We start from the raw sequence: 24,778 nt of genomic DNA on the forward strand, positions 1-24,778 counted from the left end.
GAACAAAACGTGGACTATATGAGAAAGCGGTTAGGTGTAGATGAGAGCTTTGACATGATTCATCTGGATCTCGTTTATGCCGGACGAGGAATGTCTCTCTTCCTTGTTGATGGGTTCGTAAAAGACGATATCCTTCACTATCTAATGAAGCTTTTATCTCAATTAAATAATGACCAGCTGGATCCTGATCCACTTGAACAGCTTCTGAAAACACATATTCCTTATGTGGAATTAGACCGCGAGAAAGATTTGAACAAGGCAGCCGATACCGTTTTGGCAGGTCCGACAGCCCTCATTGTTGAAGGCTGTGAAGAAGTAATTATGATTGATGCTCGTACATATCCTGTCAGAGGACCTGCTGAACCTGACTTGGAACGTGTTGTACGGGGGTCCCGTGATGGCTTTGTCGAGACGATTGTCTTTAATACAGCTTTGACGAGAAGAAGAATCCGGGATCGATCGCTGAGGATGGAATATACACAGGTCGGCAGGCGTTCTAAGACAGACGTTTGTATTTGTTATATTAAAGATATTGCAGACACCGATCGTGTAGAGCATTTGCAGCGAGTATTGAAGGAAATCGATACCGATGCACTTCCTATGGCTGAGAAGACAATCGAAGAATTTATCAGTGGACAGCATTGGAACCCGTACCCTGTCATCCGCTATACAGAGCGTCCGGATACAGCAGCTGCTCACCTTTATGAAGGGCACATTCTCGTCATCATCGACGGATCACCGAGTGTAATGATCACCCCTTCTACGTTTTGGCACCATTTGCAGCATGCTGAAGAGTACCGCCAGAAACCCCTTGTCGGGGCATACCTGCGATGGGTTCGCTTCTTTGCGTTTGTTGCTTCTATCTTTATACTTCCTTTATACTTTCTGTTTTCAATGTATCCGGAGTTACTACCCGAGGCGATTTCTTTCATAGGTCCGTCTGAGCAGGGCGTCATTCCACTTCTGCTTCAGTTTCTAATTGCTGAGATCGGGATCGACCTCCTACGAATGGCAGCCATCCATACACCTTCTTCACTGGGAACAGCTCTTGGGCTCGTTGCTGCGATCTTAATCGGACAAGTAGCCGTCGACGTCGGATTGTTCTCAAGCGAAGTCGTGCTCTACCTGTCATTGGCAGCGATTGGCACCTTTGCTACGCCAAGTTATGAAATGGGGCTAGCAGACCGGATATCAAGGCTCGTTCTCCTCATTGTTACGGGTCTATTCGGAGTCAAAGGATACGTAATCGGAGTCAGCTTCTGGTTATTATATCTTGCAAGAATGCAGACATTCAAAACACCGTACCTATGGCCGTTTCTGCCGTTTTCGTGGAAAGCCCTTCGAGACGTACTTATCCGTTCTCCGATCCCATTGAAAAACAGAAGACCAGCCTTTCTACACCCTAAAGACCCTGATCGTTAATCGTTCAGGGTTTTTTACCGTTTTCATTTCACACACGGTCTTGATATAATGGAGTAGGTGATAAAACGTGAAAACAATCTATGATATTCAACAAATGCTGAAAAAATTCGGAACGTTCATTTATGTAGGGGACCGAATGGCAGAGCTAGAGCTGATGGAAGAAGAAGTGAAGGAACTTTACAAAGCACAGTTTATTGAAAAAGAAGATTTTCAAATGGCACTCCTCTTGTTAAGGGGAGAAATTGCTCGTATGAAGGATCGTTCAAAGGGAGAGATTTTCTAATATGGAAAAGTTTTTTTTAGGAGCAGATATTGGAGGAACGACCGTGAAGTTAGCGGTTATCAATTCTAGCGGAGAAATTAAAAAGAAATGGGAAATTCCGACGAACACAGATAACCAAGGTGCGTCCATTCCTGAAGATATTTCTCAAGCGATCAATGAGACGCTGGATGAATTACATATCGACAAGGATCAACTTGTCGGAATTGGAGCAGGAGCCCCCGGGTTTGTGGATACAGACACAGGCTATATTCATGAAGCGGTGAACATTGGCTGGAAGAATTTCGATTTTGGTAACATTTTGAAAAGTTTGACGGGTCTCCCTGTCTGGGTCGACAACGATGCGAATCTGGCTGCTCTCGGAGAGAACTGGCTGGGAGCCGGTGAGGGAGCGGAGAACCTGATTGCTGTAACGCTTGGAACCGGTGTCGGAGGTGGAATCATTTCCAACGGCCAGATTATTAACGGCGCCAACGGAACAGCGGCTGAAATCGGTCACATGACAGTCGTGAAAGAAGGGGGCGCGCCTTGTAATTGCGGGAAAACAGGCTGCTTGGAAACGGAGACCTCTGCAACGGGAATCGTTCGGAAGGCGAAGCTTGCTCTTGCAGACTTTCCGAGCTCTTCATTAAAATCAAGCATCGATCAGCAATCCCTGACTTCCAAAGAAGTGTTTGAAGCGGCATCCAATGGAGACGAATTAGCGGAGAGTGTTCTAGAAGATGTCATTGATGTACTAGGTTTATCGATTGCGAACCTGGCGATTGCCCTTAACCCTGAAAAAATTGTCGTCGGTGGCGGCGTTTCACAGGCAGGCGAACAGTTGCTTCGTCCGCTGCGCGATTCCTACCAGTCCTACGCTCTGGCTCGCACAGCCGAGGCAACCACGTTTGACTTAGCTCGTCTCGGAAATGATGCAGGAGTTATTGGCGGAGCTTACTTAGTTAAGAAAAATCAATAAATCGAAAGAAAGTCTAATCGGTTCTATTTTGGTTGGATAAGCGGTGTTGACGAAACAGCTCGCTTTCCATGGTCATCCGCCGTGGAAAACGAGCCGTTTTCCACTCTGCTGTCCACTCTTTTTGTAACAGAACCGTTCTACATACTTCTACAACAGTCTGAAAGAAAGCCGGAGCGCTATGCTCCGGCTTTCTTTGGGTTTATTGGTAAGAATAGGGGGTATTATGTCATATGTTGTCCTGTTGGTTAAGCAAAATTAACAATCTAATTACATTTAATGTATATTTGAAAATCTGTGAAACTTTTGTGGTAAGATATACGTCATATAAGGAGACGTGTTTAATATCCATTATATATGGTAATTGTAGACATAGTTGTGTATGATGGTTAAGCGTGTGTAAATGCAGTGTGTTATATGGTGTTTTAGAGGAGGAGCCCACATGCAGCGAAGAAATTTTAAAATGCCTTTATTTATTATAGCTACGCTATTATTCGGATTGAAAACGTATATTGTGTACAGATTTATGTTCGATCTCTCGATTGAGAATGCAATGCAGGAGTTCATACTGTTCGTGAACCCTATTGCAAGTGCTTATCTTGTTTTTATGATCAGCGTCTGGTTGAACCCGAAGCGACAGATGAAATACCTGCGCTGGACAGCGTTGATCGGATCACTTGTTTTGTTTGCCAACTTGATCTTTTACCGTAATTTCACAGACTTCATTACCATTCCTGTATTGTTTCAAGGGAACAATGCCGCTGATTTAACAGGGAGCTTTCTCACGCTTCTTCACTGGGAAGACATCATTATCTTCCTTGATGTAGTTGTGATCTGGTATTTAAGTAAACAGAAATTCAATCTTTCAGTCGACCTGCCGAAAACAAGCAAGATTGCAGCAACAGCTGTTACGTTCCTTCTGCTTGCTGGTAATGTAGTCTTGGCAGAAATTGAACGTCCCATGCTCTTTGTCCGTGCTTTTGACCGCGAATATCTCGTGAAAAATATCGGCGTCTACAACTATCACTTGTATGATATGACGATGCAGACCAAAACACGGGCACAGCGAGTAATGGCCGATGAGAGTGAAATCAGCGAAGTAGAATCCTATTTGAAGGAGCATTCCCCTGATCAAAAAGGGGAAGAGACCGAGCTTTTCAGAATTGCAGAAGATAAGAACGTCATTTTCGTAAGCGTCGAGTCATTCCAGAACTTCTTACTGGATTCAGAAATCAAAGGAAAAGAAACAACGCCATTCTTAAATGATTTGAAAGAAAGTCAGGATACCATCTGGTTTAAAAACTTTTACCACCAGACAGCACAAGGGAAGACATCTGACTCCGAGTTCATCGTGGAGAACTCTCTCTATCCATTAGGAAGAGGAGCCGTCTACTTCACGCATGCTCAGAACGAGTATAATGCGCTTCCGGAAATTCTGAACGACAATGGTTATGAGACCTCTGTGTTTCATGCGAACAACAAGACGTTCTGGAACAGGGACGTCATGTACGATAACCTTGGGTACGATCAATTCTACGGGGAACAGTCCTTCCAAGTTACACCTGAAAACTCGTTTGGCTGGGGGCTTGAAGATAAAGCGTTCTTTGAACAGTCCATCAAGTACCTTCAGTCACAGGAGAAGCCGTTTTACAGCAAGTTCATCACATTGACGCACCACTTCCCCTTTGAATTGCCGGAAGAAAAAGCGAATGTGGAATTGTACGATTCGGGATCAAGTACGTTGAACCATTATTTCCAAACTGCAAGATATACGGATGAAGCTCTTCAACAGTTCTTCGAACAGTTGAAGCAATCCGGTATTTATGAAGACTCCATCATCGTTCTGATGGGAGATCATTACGGCATTAGTGAGTTCCACAACAAAGCGATGGGAGAATTCCTAGGAAAGGAAATAGACAGCTACGAGCACGTTCAACAACAGCGTGTACCTTTCATGGTTCACATTCCTGGATATGAAAAAGGTGAAATAAACGAAAAAGTGGTTGGACAAATTGATGTGAAACCGACGTTGCTTCACCTGCTTGGAATCGAGGAAGAGAATGATTTAACATTCGGGGAAAACATGTTTGCAAAGCAGGAAAAGGATTTCGTTGCTTTACGTGACGGTAGCTTCATTAACGGAGATTATATCTATACAGACAGCGTCTGTTATGATCGTCAAACAGGTGAGCCTGTGCAGGAAGAGCAGCAGGGCGAAGCCTGCGCACCAATTAAAGAACAGGTGGATCAGGAGCTGAAGCTTTCAGATAACGTTATATACGGTGATTTGTTCCGCTTTTATGACTTCGGAGATGAAGAATCAAAATCCGGTTCATGACCGGAAACGCCCTTGGACGGCAGAGTCCAGGGCGTTTTTTTGTGCATTCGTCAGGTGAAATCCTCACATAATTTGCATTCAAAAAGGGTAAGGTGAAACTATACATATTTTTTCAGAGAGTAGGCGTTGTGATGTTCAGATTTGAAAACGTAAGTCAGCCCCCACTTCAACATGTCAGCTTTACAATTGAAGAGCGTGATAAAGTCATTTTGTTCGGTCCGTCAGGGGCTGGGAAAAGTACGCTGTTGTATTTGTTTAATCGTTTACGTGATCCCGAGGAAGGAAGTATATATTTTCAAGGTGATCCGATCGAAGACCATCCGATTTCATCATTAAGGAAAAAGGTAGGCCTTGTGCTGCAGGCTCCCCATCTATTTCCTGGGACCGTCCTGGATAACTTGAAATATGGACCTGCTTTGTTTAATGAGTGGGATCAAAGGGATCCGAAGAAACTGTTGGAATATGTACAGCTCCCGAGTTCATTTCTGGAAAGAGAAGTAGATCAGCTTTCCGGTGGGGAACAGCAGCGCGTATCATTAGCGAGGACACTTGCCAACGAGCCGGACATGCTCCTGTTGGATGAGCCGACGAGTGCACTGGACAACAGAACAGCTGAAGACATTGAGGACGTACTTGAGAGCCTCATAGAGGAACAGCAGTTGACGATGCTTATGGTGACACATAATATGAGGCAGGCGAGAAGGCTCGGGAACCGTGGTCTTTTTATTTCTGACGGTGCTCTACAGGAAGACGGTCGTATTCCGGACATGCTGGATGCCCCGTCTACAGAGGCCCTTTCTCAATTCCTGGAACAGTAGGAGGTGGTAAGATGTCACCGGAAATTTCGAACCAATCTTTATTGTTTTTAATTGTTTTTGTGCTGATCCCGCTGAGTCTTTCATACTTTTACCAGTTGGGAATGAGTAAGAGCATCCTCTGGTCATCCATCAGGGGGACCGTACAGCTCTTTGCGATCGGTTATATTCTGACATACTTATTCGACCTCCCACCCGGTGTAGGCATCCCACTCATGGTAGGCATCATGCTGATTATCGCCACCTTCCATGCGAGGCAGAAGGGAAAGGAGCTTCCGCACGTACTCCCCGTCATTTTCTCCGGACTGCTCATTGTCGAAGTGAGTGTTTTATTTATGTGGCTTGCTTTTGACATGGTGGAGTTCGCTCCATCTGAAGTGATTCCGATGAGTGGAATGGTCATTGGAAACAGCATGGTGGCTATGGGGTTATCGCTGGAGAGGATGAAAAATGAGTTCAAACAAAATAATGGACAGCTGCTTGCGGCGCTTTCTTTAGGGGCAGAACCGAAACAGGCCTCTCATTTGATTGTGCGGAACACATTGAACGCTGCTTTAATTCCGAATGTGGACCGTATTAAGACGATCGGCTTAGTTCAGCTTCCTGGAATGATGACAGGGTTGATCCTCGGAGGGGTTGATCCGGTTATGGCGATCAAGTATCAGCTCGTTATTTCCCTCAGTATTTTCTCATCCGTATCCATAAGCGCCATGTTCGTGACGATTTTTATGTATCGTTATTTCTTCAATGAGCATAAACAGCTGATTGAGTCGGAAGAAGAAATGGAAAGTCAGCGATCATAAATAAAAAACCGAGCTGCGGCTGCAGCTCGGTTTTTTGGTATTAACTGAAAAGGTTTGCCCAGACTGTCATGACAGAGAACCAGCCAAATACTAATGCTGATACACCTGCAAACAATACTGCGAAGAAATTTTTCGTTTTCAGTTCACGGAAAACGGCAAAGACACAAAGAACGGCTACGATGAGAAGAATGATAGCTGTTACCAAATTCAGCACCCCCTATTAGAACTTTACTTTATTATCATCCCGAATAAGGGGATGTTATACTATATGTAGCTTAATTTGACTCAAAGCTTATTCTATAGTATTCCCCGCGAAATGTCGAGTTATCTATCTGTATTTTAATAAAAGAAAGAAGAGGTGTCTACCCATTGATTAAAATTTCCAGAATGCCGCTTGGTCCAATGGCTACAAACGCTTACATTATCCATGAAAATAAACAGGCACTAGTGATCGATCCTGGCGGTGATTTTGATAAGTTACACACATACTTAGAAGAGCGTAATTTGAATGTCATCGCCGTATTGCTGACTCACGCTCACTTTGACCATATTGGTGCGGTCGATGAAGTGAGGGATGCTTACGGAGCTCCTGTGTACTTACATGAGGCCGAACAGAATTGGCTGATGGATCCGTCGCAGAATGGTTCTGCGTTATTTCCGGTAGGAGAGATAACAGCGAAGGCCGCTGATCATTCGTTGAACCCGGGACAGATGGAAATCGGTCCTTTCTCATTCGAGGTTCGACATACACCCGGACATTCACCTGGAAGTGTATCATTTGTTTTTAGAAATCAGAGGTTTACAGTGGCTGGTGATACGTTGTTCCAACGGGGTATCGGAAGAACAGACCTACCAGGTGGCAGCCGTCAGCAGTTAGAAGAAAGTATTCAAGAACAGTTGTTCAGGTTGCGCGATGATATGAGGATTTATCCAGGGCACGGCATGCCGACTACGGTCGGTGAAGAGAAAGAAGACAATCCGTTTTTCCTGTAATAAAAAAGAAAACCCGGTATCTGAAAAGATACCGGGTCTCTTTTTTTTAGTGGCCACCGAACGAAGGTACTAAAATGAATGATGAATAATACGTGAAACCGATCATGAAAACTGTCAAGTATGAGAAAAATATGTACACATACATACGTTCAGACAGTTTAAGGTAACCAACAGTAAGGAAAAAAGCCGTTTGAACTAAAGATAATAATGCCGCTTCCATCATGTCACCAGCATAAAACATTATAGTGAAAATACCTGTCCAAAAGGCAAGCACTCGAAACATACGATCCATGCTTTTTCCCCCTCCTTTTTCCATCGTTAAACTATCACACCTATTATAAACGAACCGCTTTCAATTGTAAATGTATCAATGTAGAGACGATACTCAGTATTTGCCTGAATCGACATTGTTATACAACATTTCTACATTGTTTCTGAAAATTATAGCGAAAAAAGAGTTTAATAAATTGTACAAAGGTTATACAATAAGTGTACAATACCAAAAACATCAACATGAGGAGAGTTAAAGATGGAAAAGTTAAAATTCTACAGTTACCCAAGTTGCACATCTTGTAGACGTACAAAGTCATGGCTTAAGAGTCAAGGGGTGGATTTTAACGAACAGCATTTGTTCCGAGAAACTCCATCTGCCGACGAACTAAGAGAAATTCTTAGGCTAACCACTCAAGGTATTGACGAAATACTAGCGAAGCGTAGTAAAGAGTTCAAAGCTTTAGATATAGATATAGAAGACTTAACGGTAAATGAATTTTTGAACTTGGTTGCAGAGAAACCAAAACTTCTTCGCCGTCCTATTTTGACAAATGGTGAAAAGATTGTTGTCGGCTATGATGTGGATGGGCTGAGAGGGATTACAGACCGAAAGATGGAATACACAGAACAGATTTCATAATGTACAGGAAAATAGAAGAATGCATGTGAACCATCGCCTCCTTTTAGCAGCGGGAAGCGGTGGTTTTGTTTATGTGGAGGGTAATACGTAATTCGTGCTCTTATAAGCTTGTTGACCCGTATTAGTGGTGAGTAACCATTGACAACTCAGCAGATCTTCACTGGAATACTGACAGTCCGCTTCAGCTGTTCCCAAGGGGAATTGGAAAAACTGTGGAGACTCATACTCTTCGATTTCTAACTTATCCCACCTTTCCCAAAGAGCATGTTCAGCGACTTCCAACAGGTTTTGATAAATATAGGAGTTCGTTAATGATTCGGTGTATTTGAGTTCGTTGTGGTACAGCTGAACGGCGTATAACGTGCAGGTAATGACGAGTGTACCTATCACGAACATCCACGGATAGATCACACCTCGTTCATTTTTTATTAAAAACGTATATTTGTTTTTCAAGCTCCAATCCCCCTTCCATTAGAATGCTAATTCGAACGTCGCCGCCTTCTGCCATCACATGGAAGGACTTCACGTCTCTCAGCAGGAGTTCGTGTCCTCTACGATCCACCCTTCTTCGAATGTTGGTCCCATAAGATTCAATGGTGACTGTCCTTCCTTCTCCATCTTGGATTGATAGGGACGAGCCCGTAATAGAGACTTGGGTGGAGTGATTGATTTCTTCCTGAACAAATTGAAAGAACTGTCTCGCGGATTGCTCTTGGTAATAGGAAGGGGAGTCCAACGCCTTCAATAAGGGATAGGATAGGGATAAGATGATCATCGCCGTCAACAGGCTTATTAAGGTTTCGAGTAAAGTGAAGCCTTTGTTATTGAGGCGCATATAAGCAGATCTCCTTTTTCTCAGAGTGTGTGAAGTACGTACACCCTTTGATGAAACTCCCTTCCTGTTTGAAAGAGTATAGAATAGTTGAAAAGTCAGGATCAGGAACCTCAGATGGAAGAGGGAGGGATGATGGATCAAGCGTCTGCATGTGGTCATGAAGAGTGGATAAAGCGTGTCTTTTAACAGCGAGTTCTTTCTGGTTCAGTTGAACTTCCACCAAAAGAGGGAGGATCGTGAGCACTACAATGAGAAGAAGGGTAAACGAAAACATGACTTCTACGAATGAAAATCCATTATGTTTCATGAAGGATCATCCTCACTGTCCCGAACGGAAATGTGACGCGGTAAGCCAGTTCTCCATTTTCGAAACGGATGGTGCCGGGCTGGCGTATGGTTCCATCGCGATTAAAGCGAATGCTTGGCTTCGTGGTAATGAATTGGTATTGCCACTTGTCGGGAAGTGTCCGCTTGAATACGGTTTTTTTCTGCAACCCGTCATAAAGGATATAGTCGTTCGTTTCGCGCCTGAACATGATTTGGAAGAAAGCATGCTTCTCAATCGTTAATTGCTGCGTGAGTAGGAGATCTGACTCAAACTGGCCGAAGAATTGTTTTGCTTTTACTTTTTCAATCGTTTGGTAATGGAGGGGGATTACGAGTATCGTAATCATGATGAAGGTGGATAAGACGATAAGCATTTCAGATAATGTGTATCCTTTGGACGAATTAAGGCGTAGCTGGTGGAGAAGGCTGTTCGGAAATAACTTTCCCTTCCTCTGTGCTGTCATACTTCAACACCTCACCATTCGGACAATCTGTCTGTTTTAAATATCCATCAGTTACCAGGGTTTCGATAGTGGCCGGATACGTCTCATTCTCGATCAGGTAAGCTTCCGTTTGAGCTTCAGCAGTTGAAATGAGGGCTTCACACCCTTTTGAGCGGATGGTGCCTGTTTGAGCGGAAAGGTTCGGGATGGTGATAATCAGTAGAACGGAGATGACTAAAAGAACAATCAGCATTTCGATCAATGTAAATCCTTTTTCGTTTTTCATATGAGTTGTCTCCTTTATTTACATTTGGTCCATCCATTGGTAAAGCGGAAGCATGATGGAGGCGTAGATGAGTACGACTAACAGGGCGATCAATAAAAAGAATATAGGTTGTACACGTTGTAACCATTTGGCTAAAGTCGTTTCCATGTAGTCCATATAGAAATCGCTCAGCAGCTCGAGCTCTCCCTTCAGCGCTTCATTATCATGTGCTTGATGAAAAATGTTTGTCACTTCCTCGCGTAACAGTGTGCATGGGTAAATGGACTGTCCAGCCGTTTTTCCATCTTGAAGTCCTGAGAGAATTTGTTCACTATATTTAGATAATACTCTCTGGTGGGATTGATTTCTCATCAATACAAGAGCATCCTTTAACGTAAGACCAGCTGCAAGCAGCGTTTGAATATGTGTTGTGAATGAGAAAGAGAGGGTTAAGGCGTACCCATGGCGAATATAAGGGATACTGGATACAATTGATAAAAGTTGGTTTGTGGAGAGTCTTGGAGATACGAAAAGCCAAGAAATCCAAGTGACCGTAAGAACCGCAGCGGTCAATCCGAGGCCGTCGATCAAAAGTGATAAGCCCTTGATCAACCAGAGTGTCGATCCATCATTAAAAAGCATCATAAAGTTTGGGAGAATGCTTCTTTGAATGACACTGAAGGCCAGAAGTACGAAAATGAACAGTAAAATGGGATAGCGAAGCGAATGAATAAGCTTTTTCTTGTTCGTTTCACGCATTTCTAGTATGAGTTCACATTGTTTAAAGGTGACCGTCAAGTCAAAATGGTTTTGACCAAAAAACAAGAAAGTGATGACAACAGGAGAAAAGTGGGTTTTCTGGAAAGCCTGGTCAAGCGCGAGCCCTTCTTTTAAATGAATAGAGATCGTGCGTGTGATTTGGGATAGCTTAGGGTCCCAACTCGTCATGGATAGGGCATCCAAAAGGGGATATCCCTTTGATAAAATGTGATTGAGACGATGGAAGAAGAGGATTTGAGTGTCAGCGGGTAATCGTGGAGGTTTCTTCTTTATCCAGGTTGGCAGCTTCGAGGTACCCAAGGGCATAGGCTTTCCTCCTTAGCTGAGAAAATGAACGGAAAGTCGGTACGTTGTAGGGGGCAGAATCCTGTGTGGCATTTACTAATAAGTTGCCATCCAATAACTCAACGATGGCGGCGCGTCTCGGGATATACGCCTGACCTTGAATCGGGAGGAGTTGTTGAGCGGCTATGGCGACGAGCGTCTGCTCTAAGTCCGCTTGCTGAATGTTCATTTCCTTTAACCTTCGGATCGTACCGAATGCATCCTTTGCATGAATGGTGCTGATGACAAGGTGACCGCTGAGTGCAGCCCGGAAAGCGAAATGAGCGGTTGCTTCATCTCTGATTTCTCCAACCATCAATAAATCAGGATCGTGCCTGAGCGCTGCTTTGAGTCCGGTGTCATACGTAATTCCTGCCCGCTCGTTGACTTGGACTTGTATAATGTTTGTTAAGTTCTTCTCGATAGGATCTTCGAGAGTGATGGCTTGGAAGGAACGTCTCTTTAGAAGGGATTGCAGAAGGGCGTATAGCGTGGTTGTCTTTCCTGATCCCGTCGCACCTGTGAATAAGATCATCCCGCTTTTGTAACGAAGCCAGCTTCTAATTTGGTTTAATTGGTTGGGGAAGAGGAATAGTTGTTCTAAGGGGGTATGATCCATCGGGCTAAGGATTCGAACAGCGAGGCTTTCTGTGCCTGTTATAGGAAGGGTAGATAACCTTAAGTCAAACGTTTTCTGGTCCGTGCGATGCTCGAGTGTACCGTTCTGGGGACGTTTCATTTCACCGATGTCCATTCCTGATGTGAATTTGAAATAGGAGAGAAGACGCTGGTATTCGACAAGTGAGAGAGAAGAGTGGAGGATGCGTTCACCGTGAATTCTGAAGTGGATGTTTGCGTAGTCTTCATAAGGAAGGAAATGAATATCGGATGCCGTTTGTTGAATAGCAGAGGCAAACAAGTCTTGGGCGAAACTAGCTGGAGATTTCAATAAATGGATCACCTCGATTTTTAAATTATTTGTACATAAGTACTATTCGACAAAATACAATTAATTCCTTCTTTTAAAAAAACTATTTTCGGAGGTATCAAAATGATTTTTCTTATTGGGTTTATGGGAAGTGGCAAATCAACCATTGCAGTTCAACTGGGAGAAAGGTTAGCTTTACCGGTTATTGAAATGGATACAGAAATTGAAAAACAGGAAGGTGTGTCAATCAAAGATATGTTCTCGCAAAAAGGTGAACCATTCTTCCGCCAGAAAGAGACGGAGCTATTGCAAAATATAAAAGCGGATTCCGTTGTTTCAACAGGTGGAGGCGTTGTAGAACGCGAGGAGAATCTGGAGGCGATGAACGTGGGGAAAGTGATTTACCTTCAAGCTTCATGGGAAACCATCTGCGAGCGACTCATTGGGGACACAGATCGTCCCCTTTGGAGAGGTGAAGAGAGTGAAAAGAAGAAAAAATTCACGGATCGCCAGTCTATGTATGAACAGGCAGCCGATTTAACGGTGGAGGTAGACAACCGGACTCCGGAAGAAATTACAGAAATCATCTTGAAACGATTAAAGGGGTAAGTTTTCGCCCATACTAAATGAAAACAGCATGTAAATGAGGGGATTCAAATGGATCGTAATGATTATGTTAAGTTTCTGACGGAAGAAATGGTTAAATATATGCACATGTCCAAGCAGGAGAAGGAAGAGAGAAAAGCGAAAAAACCTTCCAAAAAATCTTCTCTTTATTGGTTCGGCATTCTTCCATTTGCCATCAAGATGTTCAGAAAACGTTGGAAAACCCATCATAATTAAAAGGCCCGAAAGGAAACCCGGTCGATGCATGATGAATCATGCGTCGACCGGGTTTCTTACGTAAGCATCTCAGGAACCTGATTGCAGAATCCCTTGATTGGAATTTTGTGATAGATAAAACAAGCCGCCATTGATGACATCCATTTCGATGCGTGGAACGTATCGCTTCGATAGCTGCTCTTTTTCATTTTTGTAATAGTCTTCGGATAAGTCTCCCGAACTGTAAAAGCTCTCAAGAAGGTCTTGCTCTTGCTGCCATTGCTCATGGGATTCCCTGGCCCAGTCGTGATTCAAGGTTCCTGCGTATTGTTCAACATAGCCTTCGATTCTTTTGTAAGCACTGGACAGCTGAATAATCGGTGTCATCGGGAACGTATAATCAGAAACCTTCTGTTCAAATGAAAAGTTTTCCAAACGATCCATCATATGATGAACGAAAGCTCCGTTGACTAAGTTCAACCCTAGAGACATGTGTTCGTTCTTCGTCTGTTTTCCACGAAAATGAAGGAAGAAATTGATCACAAGCCACGGTGTCAGGGCACCTTTTGAAGATGTAGCTTCGTATAATCTTGCTGTTTTCCCGTTCTTCATGGCTGTTCTGTAGAGCGTGTGAAGTTTCGGGGTACCGGCGTGAAGGTAGATGCCATCGACGCTGCGGTCTTCGGTGAACGTGAGCTGCATCGGATCACCCTCACGGTTCATTTTTTTCATATAATGCCAGTAAAACGGCCGGTTCATGATTTGTTCGTCCATATCATTCGTTAACTGAACCTGCAGCTGGGACGGGCTTTCCTTGAGAACCGTACATCCGTTAGTGGCAAAAAAGTGCTTTACGAAATGAAAATGGTGGTTGCTCAACTGGATTCTCTCCTTTCATTCACCGAGTATTCGACATAGCTGACCAGGTTGTTCAGCTTGATATCGACTTCTCCCTCGCTTTCCGATTCGCGGACGATCGTTTTAATATGTTCGTCAAAGGATCCTCCTGGAAGCTTCTCAAGAATCAAGTCAAGATCCCCGACAGCATTCCGGAACATCTCAATCTTTTCGTATAAAAGGTTCATAATATGGTCTTCAATGGTGTTCTGAATCCCAAAGTTATAAATTTTCACATCCTGATCCTGACCGAAACGGTGGATTCGCCCGATGCGCTGTTCGAGCCTCATAGGATTCCATGGCAGGTCGTAGTTGATCATTTGGTGACAAAACTGCAGGTTGATTCCTTCTCCGCCTGCCTCTGTCGCAATCAACACTTGAGCTTTATCCCTGAACAGCTGCTTCATCCAATCGCGTTTGCTCTTATTGAATTTTCCGCTGAACGGAACGGAGGAAATACCGTGTTGCTGCAGAAACCATTGCAAGTAGAACTGCGTTGCGCGGTATTCTGTGAAAACGATGAACTTCCCGCCTTCCTGTTCAATCAATTCAACCATTCTCTTAGCTTTCACGTGATGGGGGAGCTGTTCGAGTTGTTCAATTAACCCGATGAAGTGCTCAGCCTTCTCTTTATCCATCTTTTTGACCATTTCTTTAAGAGACATGAAGCATGCTTCTCGTGAAGAACAGAATTCCTTGGCAAGGGTGAGCCACGTAAACGAGTTTTGTTCTCCCTTTAAGGATGTCAGCTGGTTGTACCAGGATTGTTCCTCTTCTGTGAAAGAGAGGCGCTCATTCACAACTTTTCGCTTAGATTCATTCAAGCCGGTATCTCTTCTTCTGTTCCGAATCATCAATTGACTGACGAGAGAATGGATATGTTCGACCCCTTTTGAATCATCCTTATTGTTCCGATATTTCTTTTTGAAGTCGGTTAAATTTCCGAGATATCCCGGTTTTAAAATAGAGACAAGATTGAAAAGATCGCTTAGCTTGTTTTGAATCGGAGTGGCCGTCAGTAATAAGCAGTACGTCTTCTGCAGGGATTGAACGAATTGATAATTTTTTGTTTGGTGATTTTTCAACTTATGAGCTTCGTCAATAATGATTAAATCGTAAGGGATGGATAGAATTTCTTCGCGGTGTCCCTGGCGCTTTGCCATATCGATGGACGTCACGGTAATATCCCAATCCTGCCAAGCCGCCTGTTTTTTCCGTGGTGAAGCTGCCTGTATATAAAATTTTTCGTTCAGTTCCTGAATCCACTGGTTTACTAGAGAAGCGGGCGTAAGGATCAACACTTTCTTAGCTGCCCCACGGATCATCAACTCTTTTAAAATCAATCCGGCCTCGAGCGTCTTACCGAGTCCCACTTCGTCTGCAAGGATGGCACGTCCGTTCATTTCATGGATGACTTTCTGAGCCGCCTCGATCTGGTGCTCTAAGAAGTCGACGTGGGGGAGGTGTTCAAGAGATAATAGGCCATCGAATTGTGGGATGGATTTAAACTTTGACGCAGCAAAGGAAAGTTTGAAGCTTTCCCAGTCCGCTAGATGTTCTGCTTGATTCAAGCTTTCTTGTAATTCATGGAAAAAGGTTTTGTCCGGATGAATCTCGAACATAGTGATGCCTCCATACCTATCAGGATTTTTCGTTAAAGAATTGCGAATGATTTGCAAATTTAAATAGTCACTCGGTAAATCCCGTGCTATAATAAACGTGAATTTAGAGCTTTAGATAGTATGTAGTATAACCATGCCAATCTAATAAAATACGATAGCGAACGACTGCAGGGGGAGAGACTACACTTGTAGCGCCGAAGGAGCAAACAGATGATGTGAATCTCTCAGGCAAAAAGACCCCTGTAGGACGCAGCTCTGGAGAGTGCCTGAAACGACAGGCCACCCAAGAAGCAAGCGGCTTGAAACGCCTTCTAGTCGTCAAACTTTCTGGTGAACAGACAGAGACTTCCCTTACCAATGGAGAAGTCTCTTTTTTTATGGCCTGACAGTGTTTCAGACAGGCGCAAGATGCGCCTTGTAAAAGGGATTGAATGAAAAGGAGTGGTGAACATGGCAGATTTAAAGCGGACCCCGTTATTTGATGAATACAAGAAGCTCGGCGCTAAAACCATCGATTTCGGTGGATGGGATTTACCCGTACAGTTCTCAAGCATCAAAGAAGAACACGAAGCAACGAGAACCAAGGCAGGTCTATTTGATGTCTCACATATGGGGGAAGTCTTGGTTGAGGGAGAACAAAGCCTACCTTACTTGCAGAAAATGTTAACCAATGATGTGTCTAAACTTGAGCCTAACAAAGCTCAGTACACGATCATGTGCTATGAGGACGGTGGAACGGTAGATGATTTGATCGTTTATCATTTGTCTACGGACCGTTATCTACTTGTCATCAATGCTGCGAATAGAGAAAAGGACGTTCAATGGTTGAAGGACCATCAAATCGATGGTGTTTCCATCACAGACGTCTCGGATGAATACGTACAGCTCGCACTCCAAGGTCCAAAAGCAGAGCAGACTCTCCAGACGATTACAGATACCGACCTTTCTGAGATTAAATTCTTCCGCTTCGCTCAAGAAGTGGCCATAGATGGTGTATCCGAAAAGGCCATCGTTTCACGCACAGGTTATACAGGGGAAGATGGATTTGAAATTTATCTTCCTGCTGCGGCAGGGCCGGACTTGTGGCAGGCCATTCTAAAGGCAGGCGAAGCCTACGGTGTACGTCCTGTAGGCCTAGGAGCTCGAGATACGCTGAGATTCGAAGCCAACCTCGCTTTATATGGTCAGGAACTCTCGAAGGATATCACACCAATCGAAGCGGGTGTCGGGTTTGCGGTTAAAGTGAACAAAGAAGAAGGTTTTATAGGAAAGTCCGTACTAAAGCGTCAAAAGGAAGAAGGTCCATCACGCAAGCTCGTTGGAATCGAAATGATCGATAAAGGCATTCCGCGTACTCATTATGAAGTACTTGATGGGGAAAACGTGATTGGATTCGTAACGACGGGGACGCAATCACCGACCCTTGGTAAAAATGTCGGACTCGCTCTTGTCGATACAGATTATACAAAAGAAGGCACAGAGGTAACCGTCCAGGTCCGTAAACGTCGTCTTCAAGCAAAAGTGGTTCCAACGCCTTTTTATAAGCGATAAATAGAATGAGGGGGAAGAATGAATGGAATTCCGTTATTTACCAATGACCAAGGCGGATAAAAAAGAGATGCTTGATACAATCGGCGTCCAGTCGTCTGATGAGCTTTTTGCTGATATCCCTGAAGCTGTGCGCTTCAAAGGGGACCTGAACATCAAGGAGCCGAAGAATGAATTTGAACTAACGAAAGAGCTGACGCGTTTAGCTGAGCAAAATGTGAACTTGAAATCTCACACATCCTTCCTGGGTGCCGGAGTCTATGATCACTACATTCCTTCTATTGTAGATCATGTGATTTCAAGATCGGAATTCTACACAGCCTACACTCCTTACCAGCCAGAAATCTCGCAAGGTGAACTTCAAGCCATCTTTGAATTTCAAACGATGATTTGTGAACTGACAGGAATGGACGTTGCCAACTCTTCGATGTATGACGGCGGCACAGCCCTCGCAGAAGCGGTCAACTTGTCTGCTGGACAGACGAAGAAAAAGAAAGTACTTGTATCGAAGGCGATTCACCCTGAATCTCTTGCGGTCATTCATTCTTATGTGAAGGGACCCGGCGTTGAAGTGGTTGAGATCGATCACAAAGATGGTCTGACGGATTTGAATCAACTTGCTGAAGAGCTGGATGAAAATACGGCGAGCGTCGTCGTTCAGTATCCGAACTTCTTTGGTCAGATTGAACCGTTGGATGAAGTACGTAAGATCGTAGACGCAGAGAAGAAAGCGATGATGATCACATCAAGCAATCCGCTCGCTCTCGGTTACCTGACACCTCCTGGAGAGTTCGGTGCTGATATCGTTGTTGGGGATGCACAGGTATTCGGGATTCCAGCTCAGTTCGGGGGACCACACTGTGGGTATTTTGCGACAACGAAGAAGTTAATGCGTAAAGTGCCGGGACGCCTTGTCGGTGAAACTGTTGATGAAGACGGACGTAGAGGCTTCGTATTGACCCTGCAGGCTAGAGAACAGCACATCCGTCGTGATAAAGCGACATCGAATATTTGTTCGAACCAGGCATTGAATGCACTTGCCTCTTCTGTTGCGATGTCTTCTTTAGGTAAACAGGGTCTTAAGAAGATGTCGAAGATGAACATTCAGAAAACAGCTTATTTGAAGCAGCAACTTCAACAGGCAGGATTGAAGGTTGCGTTTGAAGGTGCGTTCTTCAACGAGCTCGTTGTCGATCTGTCCGGTCAAATTCCAGAAATCAATCGAATGCTTCTCAAAAAAGGAATCATAGGCGGCTATGACCTCGGTGAAGTCGATGAACAGCTGTCTGGTCACATGTTGGTGGCGTGTACGGAAATACGTACAAAAGAAGAAATTGATCAATTTGTAAAAGAATTGGGGGATCTACATGGCTAATCAAGACTTTCCACTTATTTTTGAACTCAGCCAAGAAAGCCGTACGGGATTCAGTCTGCCGACTATGGACACACCGGAGATTGACGTCGACGATATGATTGGGGAAGCGTACGTACGAAAGAGTGAACCTGAGCTTCCTGAAGTAAGTGAATTGCAAATCATGAGGCACTATACGGGCCTTTCAAAACGGAACCATGGGGTCGATTCCGGTTTCTATCCACTTGGCTCTTGTACGATGAAGTACAATCCGAAAGTGAATGAAGACATCGCGCGACTGACTGGATTTAGTCATATCCACCCTTATCAACCAGCAGAAACCGTACAGGGGGCTCTTGGCTTGATGTATGATCTGCAGGTATCATTAGAAGAAATTACCGGTCTTGATACGGTTACTCTTCAACCGGCAGCCGGAGCTCACGGTGAGTGGACTGGCTTGATGATGATCCGTGCCTTCCACGAAGCGAACGGTGACTTCAACCGTACGAAAGTCATTGTTCCAGACTCTGCCCACGGCACGAACCCTGCTTCTGCTACAGTGGCAGGGTTTGAAGCGGTCACCGTAAAGTCCGATGAGCGTGGTTTAGTCGATTTGGAAGACTTGAAGAGAGTCGTGGACGATCAAACAGCTGCTTTGATGCTGACGAACCCGAATACGCTCGGATTGTTCGAACAAGATATTGAAGAAATGGCAGCCATCATTCACGATGCGGGCGGCAAGCTTTATTATGATGGGGCTAACTTGAATGCAATCTTAGGTTATGCAAGACCTGGAGATATGGGCTTTGATGTCGTTCACTTGAACCTTCATAAGACGTTCACCGGTCCTCACGGCGGAGGAGGTCCTGGGTCTGGGCCAGTTGGTGTAACAGCAGAGCTTGAGCCATACCTTCCGAAGCCTGTCTTGAAAGAAGAGAACGGTTTCTATTCCTTCGATTACGAGCGTCCGAAATCGATCGGCCGAGTGAAGCCATACTATGGTAACTTCGGAATCAATGTGCGTGCCTATACGTATATCCGTACAATGGGACCTGAAGGTTTGAAGAAGGTCAGTGAGTATGCTGTTATCAATGCCAATTATATGATGCGTCGTTTACAAGCTGAATACGATCTACCTTTTGATCGTCATTGTAAGCATGAGTTTATCCTTTCTGGTAAGCGACAGAAGAAACTCGGAGTCAGAACGCTTGATATTGCGAAGAGACTTCTTGACTTCGGCTATCATCCGCCGACGATATATTTCCCGATCAACGTAGAGGAAGCCATGATGATCGAACCGACAGAAACGGAGTCGAAAGAGACCCTAGACGCATTTGTAGATGCGATGCTTCAGATTGCAGAAGAAGCGAAAAACACTCCTGAGAAAGTACAGGATGCGCCGCATACGACGATTGTCAGTCGTATGGATGAGACGCAGGCTGCACGTAAACCTGTTCTTCGCTATCAATCCTAAATGGTTGTATCTAAAGAGCCCGTGCCCTTCAAAAGAAGGTCACGGGCTCTTTATGATAGGCTTTATTAAGACAAACGTATTCTTGGATCAATGATGCTGTAAAGAAGGTCGATCACCAGAATCATCACGACAAACGCGGCTGAGAAGAGAAGCGTCGTCCCCATAATGATCGGGAAGTCATTCGTATTGATGGACTTTACGAACTGCTCTCCGATGCCTGGGACGGCGAATATGGTCTCGATCACGAACGTACCTGTCATTAATCCGACTGCAAGTGGTCCGAGCACAGTTACGACTGGAATAAGTGAATTCTTCAAGGAATGCTTAAATATGACGACAGACTTACTCAGCCCCTTGGCGCGAGCTGTTGTAATAAAGTCAGAGCCTAACACCTCCAGCATCTCCGTGCGCATAAAGCGTGCTGTAATCGCCATTGGGAAGATGGCGAGGGCAATCGTCGGCATGATGGTATGGGCGAAGGAACCCCATAAGGCAACGGGAAGCCAGCCGAGCTTCACACCGATGAAAAATTGCAGTAACCCGGCAAATATAAACCCTGGGATCGACTGGCCGAGAACGGCGAATATGGTAGATGAGGTATCCAGTGCCCCGTTATGGTAGATAGCGGATACTATGCCGAGGATTATGCCAAGAACAGTTCCGATCACCATCGCTTGTGCGCCGATTTGAATCGAAGGTCCAATCCGTTCGCTGATGACGGCTGTCACAGCACGGTTATCAAACTGGAAAGAGACTCCCAGATCCCCTTGTGCCAGTCCGGTCATGTATTGAAAGTACTGTACAGGGATTGGGTCGTCCAAGTTATACTTTTCCAAAACGATCTGTTTTTGTTCATCTGAGAGTTTATCTGCAGCTGTTAAGGGTGTTCCGGGGAGCAGCTTCATGAGAAAGAACGTGACAGAAGCGATCATGAAGAGTGTAATCATCAAGTAGATAATGCGCATTCCTATGTATTTCGCCATTTTTAACCTTCCTCCTTTACGATAACAATATAATACAAGTAAAAGAAGGAAAATTCAAACAATTTTAACATTTATTTTATTACAAGAAAAAACCGAACCATCATACGGCTCGGCTTTTCTTGAGTAGAAATTAATGAAGGCGGCTTTTCGCAAAAGATTAAGTCCGCAACCTTATTTCTTCTTAGCTTTGATTTTCCCAGTCCATTTCTTAAACCCGCCTTCAAGCTGATTCAAGTCAGAATATCCTTTTTTATGAAGCATCATAGCAGCTCTTGTAGATCTCGCACCGCTCTGACAGTACAGATAGACCGGTTTGTCTTTACGCAGTTCCTGAAGGCGTGTACGAAGCTGTGACATCGGAATGTTCCTCGCTCCTAAAATATGTCCACCATCGAATTCCTTCGGCTCTCTGACATCGATTAGCTGTGCTTTTCGGTATCCCTCACGGAATTCCTCTTCAGACAAAGTGTTGATGATCTTTCTCGCTTTAAAGAATCTATACAGACCGACTGCGACAAGGACCACAATCGTTGCAACTAAGATCCAAATTTCCATATCCTATCCCCCCAATTCTCTGTTCCTCTATCTATTATAGGAGGGAATCGGTCCGTTTTCAAAAAAATTTATTAGATTCGGCAAAATAAATCGTGTCACCAAGGCGATTTGGATTCGATATATTTTGCAACATATAAAAAAGGGGTTCAGCGGATGATAGAGCCCTTCTCTCTTCATTTTTCTCCATATTTCCACCGTTTACGCTCGTTTTTCTAATTGACAAATCGAAATAAATTCGTTCAAAACACAATATATAGAAAATTATTTTGAAAACAACACAATATATTGATTAACTTTTTCTGAATGTGGTATGGTACTAGTACGAGTTGAAAGTAGTAAGGGAGAGATGATCAATGCAGACCACAACATCTAGTGAGACGCATGCGAAGATTAATACGGAACGTTTGAATCAAGACATCAGGCAGTTCCCTCAGGTACATGAAATCAAACCAGATATGAAGATTACACACAAAGGAGTATCCCGGTTGGTCATGTTGGACCGCTATGCCTTCAAAGACACAGAGAAGGTGACACTGACAGAGGGAGACTTTGTTGTACTTACGGTGAAAGACGATCCTAAGTTCCCTGCAAGAGGATTCGGTTTCATTCATTCCATCGACTGGCAGAAACATGAAGCTGTCGTTCGGGTAGAAGATGAGTTTGTCCATGTTCTTGACCGCGAAGAGGAACAGAAAACAGGACGTATCACTCGGAACTTAGATACCATAGATAAACCGCTGGAAGTCTTCTACGAGCAGATCGCATTGCGTAATGCTACAGGCCTTGCAGAGGTAGAGGTTGACCCTGCTAAACAAAAAGAGAGCTTTGAGAAGTTCTACGAGGAGCTTTCTGAGCTTAATTTTGTTCCAGCAGGCCGCGTACTATACGGAGCGGGCTCTCACACAGACGTTACGTACTTTAATTGTTACGTAATGCCTTTCATCCAGGATTCACGTGAAGGAATCTCGGATCATAGGAAGCAGGTTATGGAGATCATGTCCCGCGGCGGAGGTGTAGGAACAAATGGATCGACCCTTCGTCCACGGAACACGCTCGCAAGAGGGGTGAATGGGAAGTCGTCCGGTTCGGTTTCCTGGCTGGATGATATCGCGAAGTTGACTCACTTAGTTGAGCAGGGTGGTTCAAGAAGAGGTGCCCAGATGATCATGCTTTCAGACTGGCACCCTGACATCGTGGAATTTATCATCTCTAAAATGCAGAATCCAAGAATTCTTCGTTTCCTTATTGAAAATACGGAAGACGAACAAATTAAACAGCTGGCTAAAGACAAGTTGAAGTTCACTCCACTCACAGAAACAGAGAAAGATCTTTACCAGAGCGTAGTGAATTATAAAAACATGCCTGGCCTGGGTGGCTTTACCGAACAAAGCCTGCAGGAAGCAGAGGACAAGCTAAACACGGGAGGGAATTATGATGTTCACAACTCTGAATTTCTGACCGGTGCAAATATCTCTGTATGTATTACCAATGACTTTATGGAAGCAGTCGAAAACGACGCAGATTATGAACTTCGCTTCCCTGATGTCGAGAATTATACGTCCGAGGAAATGGCTGTATATAACGAAGAATGGCAGGAATGCGGAGATGTTCGAGAATGGGAAGAGCGAGGGTTTGGAATTAGAACCTACCGCACGGTGAAGGCTAAAGAGCTGTGGAATTTGATCAACATCTGTGCAACGTATTCAGCTGAACCAGGCATCTTCTTTATTGATAATGCCAATGAGAAGACGAACGCTACAGCATACGGTCAGAAGGTCGTAGCTACGAACCCATGTGGGGAACAGCCACTCGCTCCTTATTCTGTATGTAACCTTGCCGCTGTCAATCTCGCATCAGTCGCAGATAAAGAAGCGAAGGCGGTTGATTTCGATAAGCTGAAGCGGATTGTTCAGACGGGTGTCCGTATGCAGGATAATGTCATTGATGCTACCCCATATTTCCTTGAGGAGAATAAAAAGCAGGCCCTCGGAGAAAGACGAGTAGGGCTCGGGGTGATGGGACTTCATGACTTGTTGATCTACTGTGAGACCGAATATGGTTCTCAGGAAGGAAACAAGCTCGTGGACGAGATTTTCGAAACGATTGCCACAACGGCGTACCGGGCTTCCATTGATCTGGCGAAGGAAAAAGGGAGCTTCCCGTTCTTAATTGGTGAAACCGACGATGAGACACAGGCGCTTCGAGAGCAGTTTGTAGACACAGGTTACATGCAGGGCATGCCTGAGGATATCCGCGAAGCTGTTCTTGAACATGGAATTCGAAACTCTCACCTTCTTACGGTCGCTCCTACGGGAAGTACAGGTACGATGGTTGGTGTAAGTACAGGGCTCGAACCTTACTTCTCCTTCTCCTATTACAGAAGCGGAAGACTAGGGAAGTTTATCGAGGTGAAGGCAGACATTGTTCAAGAGTATCTAGAAGCGAACCCTGAACAGGATCCGAACCAACTTCCAGAGTGGTTCGTAACAGCGATGACGATGTCACCTGAGGCCCATGCGGACACGCAGTGTGTCATTCAACGCTGGGTGGATAGCTCCATTTCCAAAACCGTGAATGCGCCGAAAGGCTATTCTGTTGAACAAGTGGAGAATGTGTATCAACGACTTTACAAAGGCGGTGCCAAGGGTGGAACTGTGTATGTGGACGGAAGTCGAGATAGCCAGGTTCTTTCACTGAAAGCAGAAGAAAATGACTTCGCAGGGGAACAGACTGAGATGGAATTCGAAGAGGATAAAGGCCCGCGTGTTGTACTGATGGATACGGTACATGAATTGGATAAAACCAACGTCACGATCGGATCGGAAGTGGGCGATACGTGCCCTGTTTGTCGAAAAGGAACGGTTGAGGATATCGGTGGATGCAATACGTGTACAAATTGTAACGCACAGCTGAAGTGCGGATTGTAAAATTGCAAAGGGCATGAGGAGGAAGCTCCTCATGCTTTTTTTGAGCAATCAACATGAGGTCCTGGTTTTTGTGAGATACTATAAGAGGACTTGCTGTACGCTGCACGGCTTGGGTCCTTCCTTGTCACGTGGTCCAAACTAGTGTAGACTTTTTATGAAACACCTACATAAGGTC

At 44.5% G+C, this 24,778-nt stretch carries 27 protein-coding genes and 1 riboswitch; of the genes, 14 read left to right on the forward strand and 13 right to left on the reverse strand.

Annotated elements, in window-relative coordinates; translation table 11 throughout:
- Positions 1-18 precede the first annotated feature (18 nt).
- From LCM20_RS05765 to LCM20_RS05790, 6 genes are all read left to right on the forward strand, one after another.
- Complete coding sequence (locus tag LCM20_RS05765) at positions 19-1,422, forward strand: spore germination protein (protein WP_225194806.1); 1,404 nt, start codon at positions 19-21, stop codon at positions 1,420-1,422.
- A gap of 67 nt (positions 1,423-1,489) precedes the next feature.
- Positions 1,490-1,705: a YqgQ family protein gene (locus LCM20_RS05770; RefSeq protein ID WP_225194472.1), complete on the forward strand. Its 216-nt coding sequence runs from the start codon at positions 1,490-1,492 to the stop codon at positions 1,703-1,705.
- A 1-nt stretch (position 1,706) separates the two neighbouring features.
- Positions 1,707-2,663, forward strand: coding sequence for an ROK family glucokinase (locus tag LCM20_RS05775; RefSeq protein WP_225194473.1), 957 nt, complete (start codon positions 1,707-1,709; stop codon positions 2,661-2,663).
- A gap of 439 nt (positions 2,664-3,102) precedes the next feature.
- Complete coding sequence (locus LCM20_RS05780) at positions 3,103-4,998, forward strand: LTA synthase family protein (protein WP_225194474.1); 1,896 nt, start codon at positions 3,103-3,105, stop codon at positions 4,996-4,998.
- A 131-nt stretch (positions 4,999-5,129) separates the two neighbouring features.
- Positions 5,130-5,816: an ATP-binding cassette domain-containing protein gene (locus LCM20_RS05785; RefSeq protein ID WP_225194475.1), complete on the forward strand. Its 687-nt coding sequence runs from the start codon at positions 5,130-5,132 to the stop codon at positions 5,814-5,816.
- Positions 5,817-5,827: 11 nt separating this feature from the next.
- On the forward strand, positions 5,828-6,616 hold the full coding sequence (locus LCM20_RS05790; RefSeq protein ID WP_225194476.1) for an ABC transporter permease: 789 nt from the start codon (positions 5,828-5,830) through the stop codon (positions 6,614-6,616).
- 40 nt (positions 6,617-6,656) lie between these two features.
- Here the strand turns inward: LCM20_RS05790 and LCM20_RS05795 are convergent, their stop codons facing one another.
- Positions 6,657-6,821, reverse strand: coding sequence for a DUF2759 domain-containing protein (locus tag LCM20_RS05795; RefSeq protein ID WP_225194477.1), 165 nt, complete (start codon positions 6,819-6,821; stop codon positions 6,657-6,659).
- Between the two features lie 164 nt (positions 6,822-6,985).
- On the opposite strand from LCM20_RS05795, the gene LCM20_RS05800 reads away from it, so the two are divergent.
- A complete protein-coding gene (locus LCM20_RS05800) occupies positions 6,986-7,609 on the forward strand; it encodes an MBL fold metallo-hydrolase (RefSeq protein ID WP_225194478.1) in 624 nt (207 codons plus the stop codon).
- Positions 7,610-7,655: 46 nt separating this feature from the next.
- Here LCM20_RS05800 and LCM20_RS05805 read toward each other — a convergent pair whose 3' ends face one another.
- Entirely contained in the window at positions 7,656-7,901 is a 246-nt protein-coding gene (locus LCM20_RS05805) for a DUF2626 domain-containing protein (protein WP_225194479.1), read from the reverse strand.
- Positions 7,902-8,138: 237 nt separating this feature from the next.
- Here LCM20_RS05805 and LCM20_RS05810 point away from each other — a divergent pair, with 237 nt between their 5' ends.
- Positions 8,139-8,522 (forward strand): Spx/MgsR family RNA polymerase-binding regulatory protein, encoded by a 384-nt coding sequence (locus LCM20_RS05810; protein ID WP_225194480.1) that lies wholly within the window; start codon positions 8,139-8,141, stop codon positions 8,520-8,522.
- A 69-nt stretch (positions 8,523-8,591) separates the two neighbouring features.
- On the opposite strand, the gene LCM20_RS05815 is transcribed toward LCM20_RS05810, so the two are convergent.
- From LCM20_RS05815 to comGA, 7 genes are read right to left on the reverse strand one after another with little or no spacing between them, the layout of a single operon-like run.
- On the reverse strand, positions 8,592-8,975 hold the full coding sequence (locus LCM20_RS05815; protein ID WP_225194481.1) for a hypothetical protein: 384 nt from the start codon (positions 8,973-8,975) through the stop codon (positions 8,592-8,594).
- Positions 8,941-9,357 (reverse strand): competence type IV pilus minor pilin ComGF, encoded by a 417-nt coding sequence (comGF, locus tag LCM20_RS05820; protein WP_225194482.1) that lies wholly within the window; start codon positions 9,355-9,357, stop codon positions 8,941-8,943. Before comGF ends, LCM20_RS05815 begins: the two co-directional genes overlap by 35 nt.
- Positions 9,344-9,664: a hypothetical protein gene (locus LCM20_RS05825; protein WP_225194483.1), complete on the reverse strand. Its 321-nt coding sequence runs from the start codon at positions 9,662-9,664 to the stop codon at positions 9,344-9,346. The genes comGF and LCM20_RS05825 overlap by 14 nt, the downstream gene beginning before the upstream one ends.
- Complete coding sequence (comGD, locus tag LCM20_RS05830) at positions 9,654-10,148, reverse strand: competence type IV pilus minor pilin ComGD (protein ID WP_263621960.1); 495 nt, start codon at positions 10,146-10,148, stop codon at positions 9,654-9,656. The genes LCM20_RS05825 and comGD overlap by 11 nt, the downstream gene beginning before the upstream one ends.
- Entirely contained in the window at positions 10,087-10,413 is a 327-nt protein-coding gene (gene comGC, locus LCM20_RS05835; protein ID WP_225194485.1) for a competence type IV pilus major pilin ComGC, read from the reverse strand. The genes comGD and comGC overlap by 62 nt, the downstream gene beginning before the upstream one ends.
- Before the next feature lie 18 nt (positions 10,414-10,431).
- Positions 10,432-11,478, reverse strand: a complete 1,047-nt coding sequence (locus LCM20_RS05840) for a type II secretion system F family protein (protein ID WP_225194486.1) — start codon at positions 11,476-11,478, stop codon at positions 10,432-10,434.
- Positions 11,414-12,445 (reverse strand): competence type IV pilus ATPase ComGA, encoded by a 1,032-nt coding sequence (gene comGA / locus LCM20_RS05845; RefSeq protein WP_225194487.1) that lies wholly within the window; start codon positions 12,443-12,445, stop codon positions 11,414-11,416. The genes LCM20_RS05840 and comGA overlap by 65 nt, the downstream gene beginning before the upstream one ends.
- A gap of 102 nt (positions 12,446-12,547) precedes the next feature.
- Between comGA and LCM20_RS05850 the strand changes: the two genes are divergently transcribed.
- Together LCM20_RS05850 and LCM20_RS05855 are read left to right on the forward strand one after the other, a co-directional pair.
- A complete protein-coding gene (locus LCM20_RS05850) occupies positions 12,548-13,033 on the forward strand; it encodes a shikimate kinase (RefSeq protein WP_225194488.1) in 486 nt (161 codons plus the stop codon).
- Between the two features lie 48 nt (positions 13,034-13,081).
- Positions 13,082-13,267 carry a YqzE family protein gene (locus LCM20_RS05855; RefSeq protein WP_225194489.1) on the forward strand — a complete coding sequence of 62 codons (186 nt, stop codon included), beginning with the start codon at positions 13,082-13,084 and terminating at the stop codon, positions 13,265-13,267.
- Between the two features lie 69 nt (positions 13,268-13,336).
- On the opposite strand, the gene LCM20_RS05860 is transcribed toward LCM20_RS05855, so the two are convergent.
- Positions 13,337-14,125 carry a YqhG family protein gene (locus tag LCM20_RS05860; protein WP_225194490.1) on the reverse strand — a complete coding sequence of 263 codons (789 nt, stop codon included), beginning with the start codon at positions 14,123-14,125 and terminating at the stop codon, positions 13,337-13,339.
- Positions 14,122-15,765: a DEAD/DEAH box helicase gene (locus LCM20_RS05865; RefSeq protein WP_225194491.1), complete on the reverse strand. Its 1,644-nt coding sequence runs from the start codon at positions 15,763-15,765 to the stop codon at positions 14,122-14,124. The genes LCM20_RS05860 and LCM20_RS05865 overlap by 4 nt, the downstream gene beginning before the upstream one ends.
- A gap of 161 nt (positions 15,766-15,926) precedes the next feature.
- Positions 15,927-16,015, forward strand: a riboswitch (glycine riboswitch).
- Positions 16,016-16,215: 200 nt separating this feature from the next.
- Here LCM20_RS05865 and gcvT point away from each other — a divergent pair.
- From gcvT to gcvPB, 3 genes are read left to right on the forward strand one after another with little or no spacing between them, the layout of a single operon-like run.
- Positions 16,216-17,316 (forward strand): glycine cleavage system aminomethyltransferase GcvT, encoded by a 1,101-nt coding sequence (gene gcvT, locus LCM20_RS05870; protein WP_225194492.1) that lies wholly within the window; start codon positions 16,216-16,218, stop codon positions 17,314-17,316.
- A gap of 22 nt (positions 17,317-17,338) precedes the next feature.
- Positions 17,339-18,688 carry an aminomethyl-transferring glycine dehydrogenase subunit GcvPA gene (gene gcvPA, locus LCM20_RS05875; RefSeq protein WP_225194493.1) on the forward strand — a complete coding sequence of 450 codons (1,350 nt, stop codon included), beginning with the start codon at positions 17,339-17,341 and terminating at the stop codon, positions 18,686-18,688.
- Complete coding sequence (gcvPB, locus tag LCM20_RS05880; protein WP_225194494.1) at positions 18,681-20,138, forward strand: aminomethyl-transferring glycine dehydrogenase subunit GcvPB; 1,458 nt, start codon at positions 18,681-18,683, stop codon at positions 20,136-20,138. Before gcvPA ends, gcvPB begins: the two co-directional genes overlap by 8 nt.
- 65 nt (positions 20,139-20,203) lie before the next feature.
- Here the strand turns inward: gcvPB and opp3b are convergent, their stop codons facing one another.
- Both opp3b and LCM20_RS05890 read right to left on the reverse strand, forming a co-directional pair.
- Positions 20,204-21,121 (reverse strand): oligopeptide ABC transporter permease, encoded by a 918-nt coding sequence (gene opp3b, locus LCM20_RS05885; protein WP_225194495.1) that lies wholly within the window; start codon positions 21,119-21,121, stop codon positions 20,204-20,206.
- 171 nt (positions 21,122-21,292) lie between these two features.
- Positions 21,293-21,676: a rhodanese-like domain-containing protein gene (locus LCM20_RS05890; protein ID WP_225194496.1), complete on the reverse strand. Its 384-nt coding sequence runs from the start codon at positions 21,674-21,676 to the stop codon at positions 21,293-21,295.
- Between the two features lie 353 nt (positions 21,677-22,029).
- On the opposite strand from LCM20_RS05890, the gene LCM20_RS05895 reads away from it, so the two are divergent.
- On the forward strand, positions 22,030-24,603 hold the full coding sequence (locus LCM20_RS05895; RefSeq protein ID WP_225194497.1) for a vitamin B12-dependent ribonucleotide reductase: 2,574 nt from the start codon (positions 22,030-22,032) through the stop codon (positions 24,601-24,603).
- Positions 24,604-24,778: the final 175 nt, after the last annotated feature.

Source organism: Halobacillus litoralis, assembly GCF_020171725.1.
Lineage (GTDB): Bacteria > Bacillota > Bacilli > Bacillales > Halobacillaceae > Halobacillus > Halobacillus litoralis_F.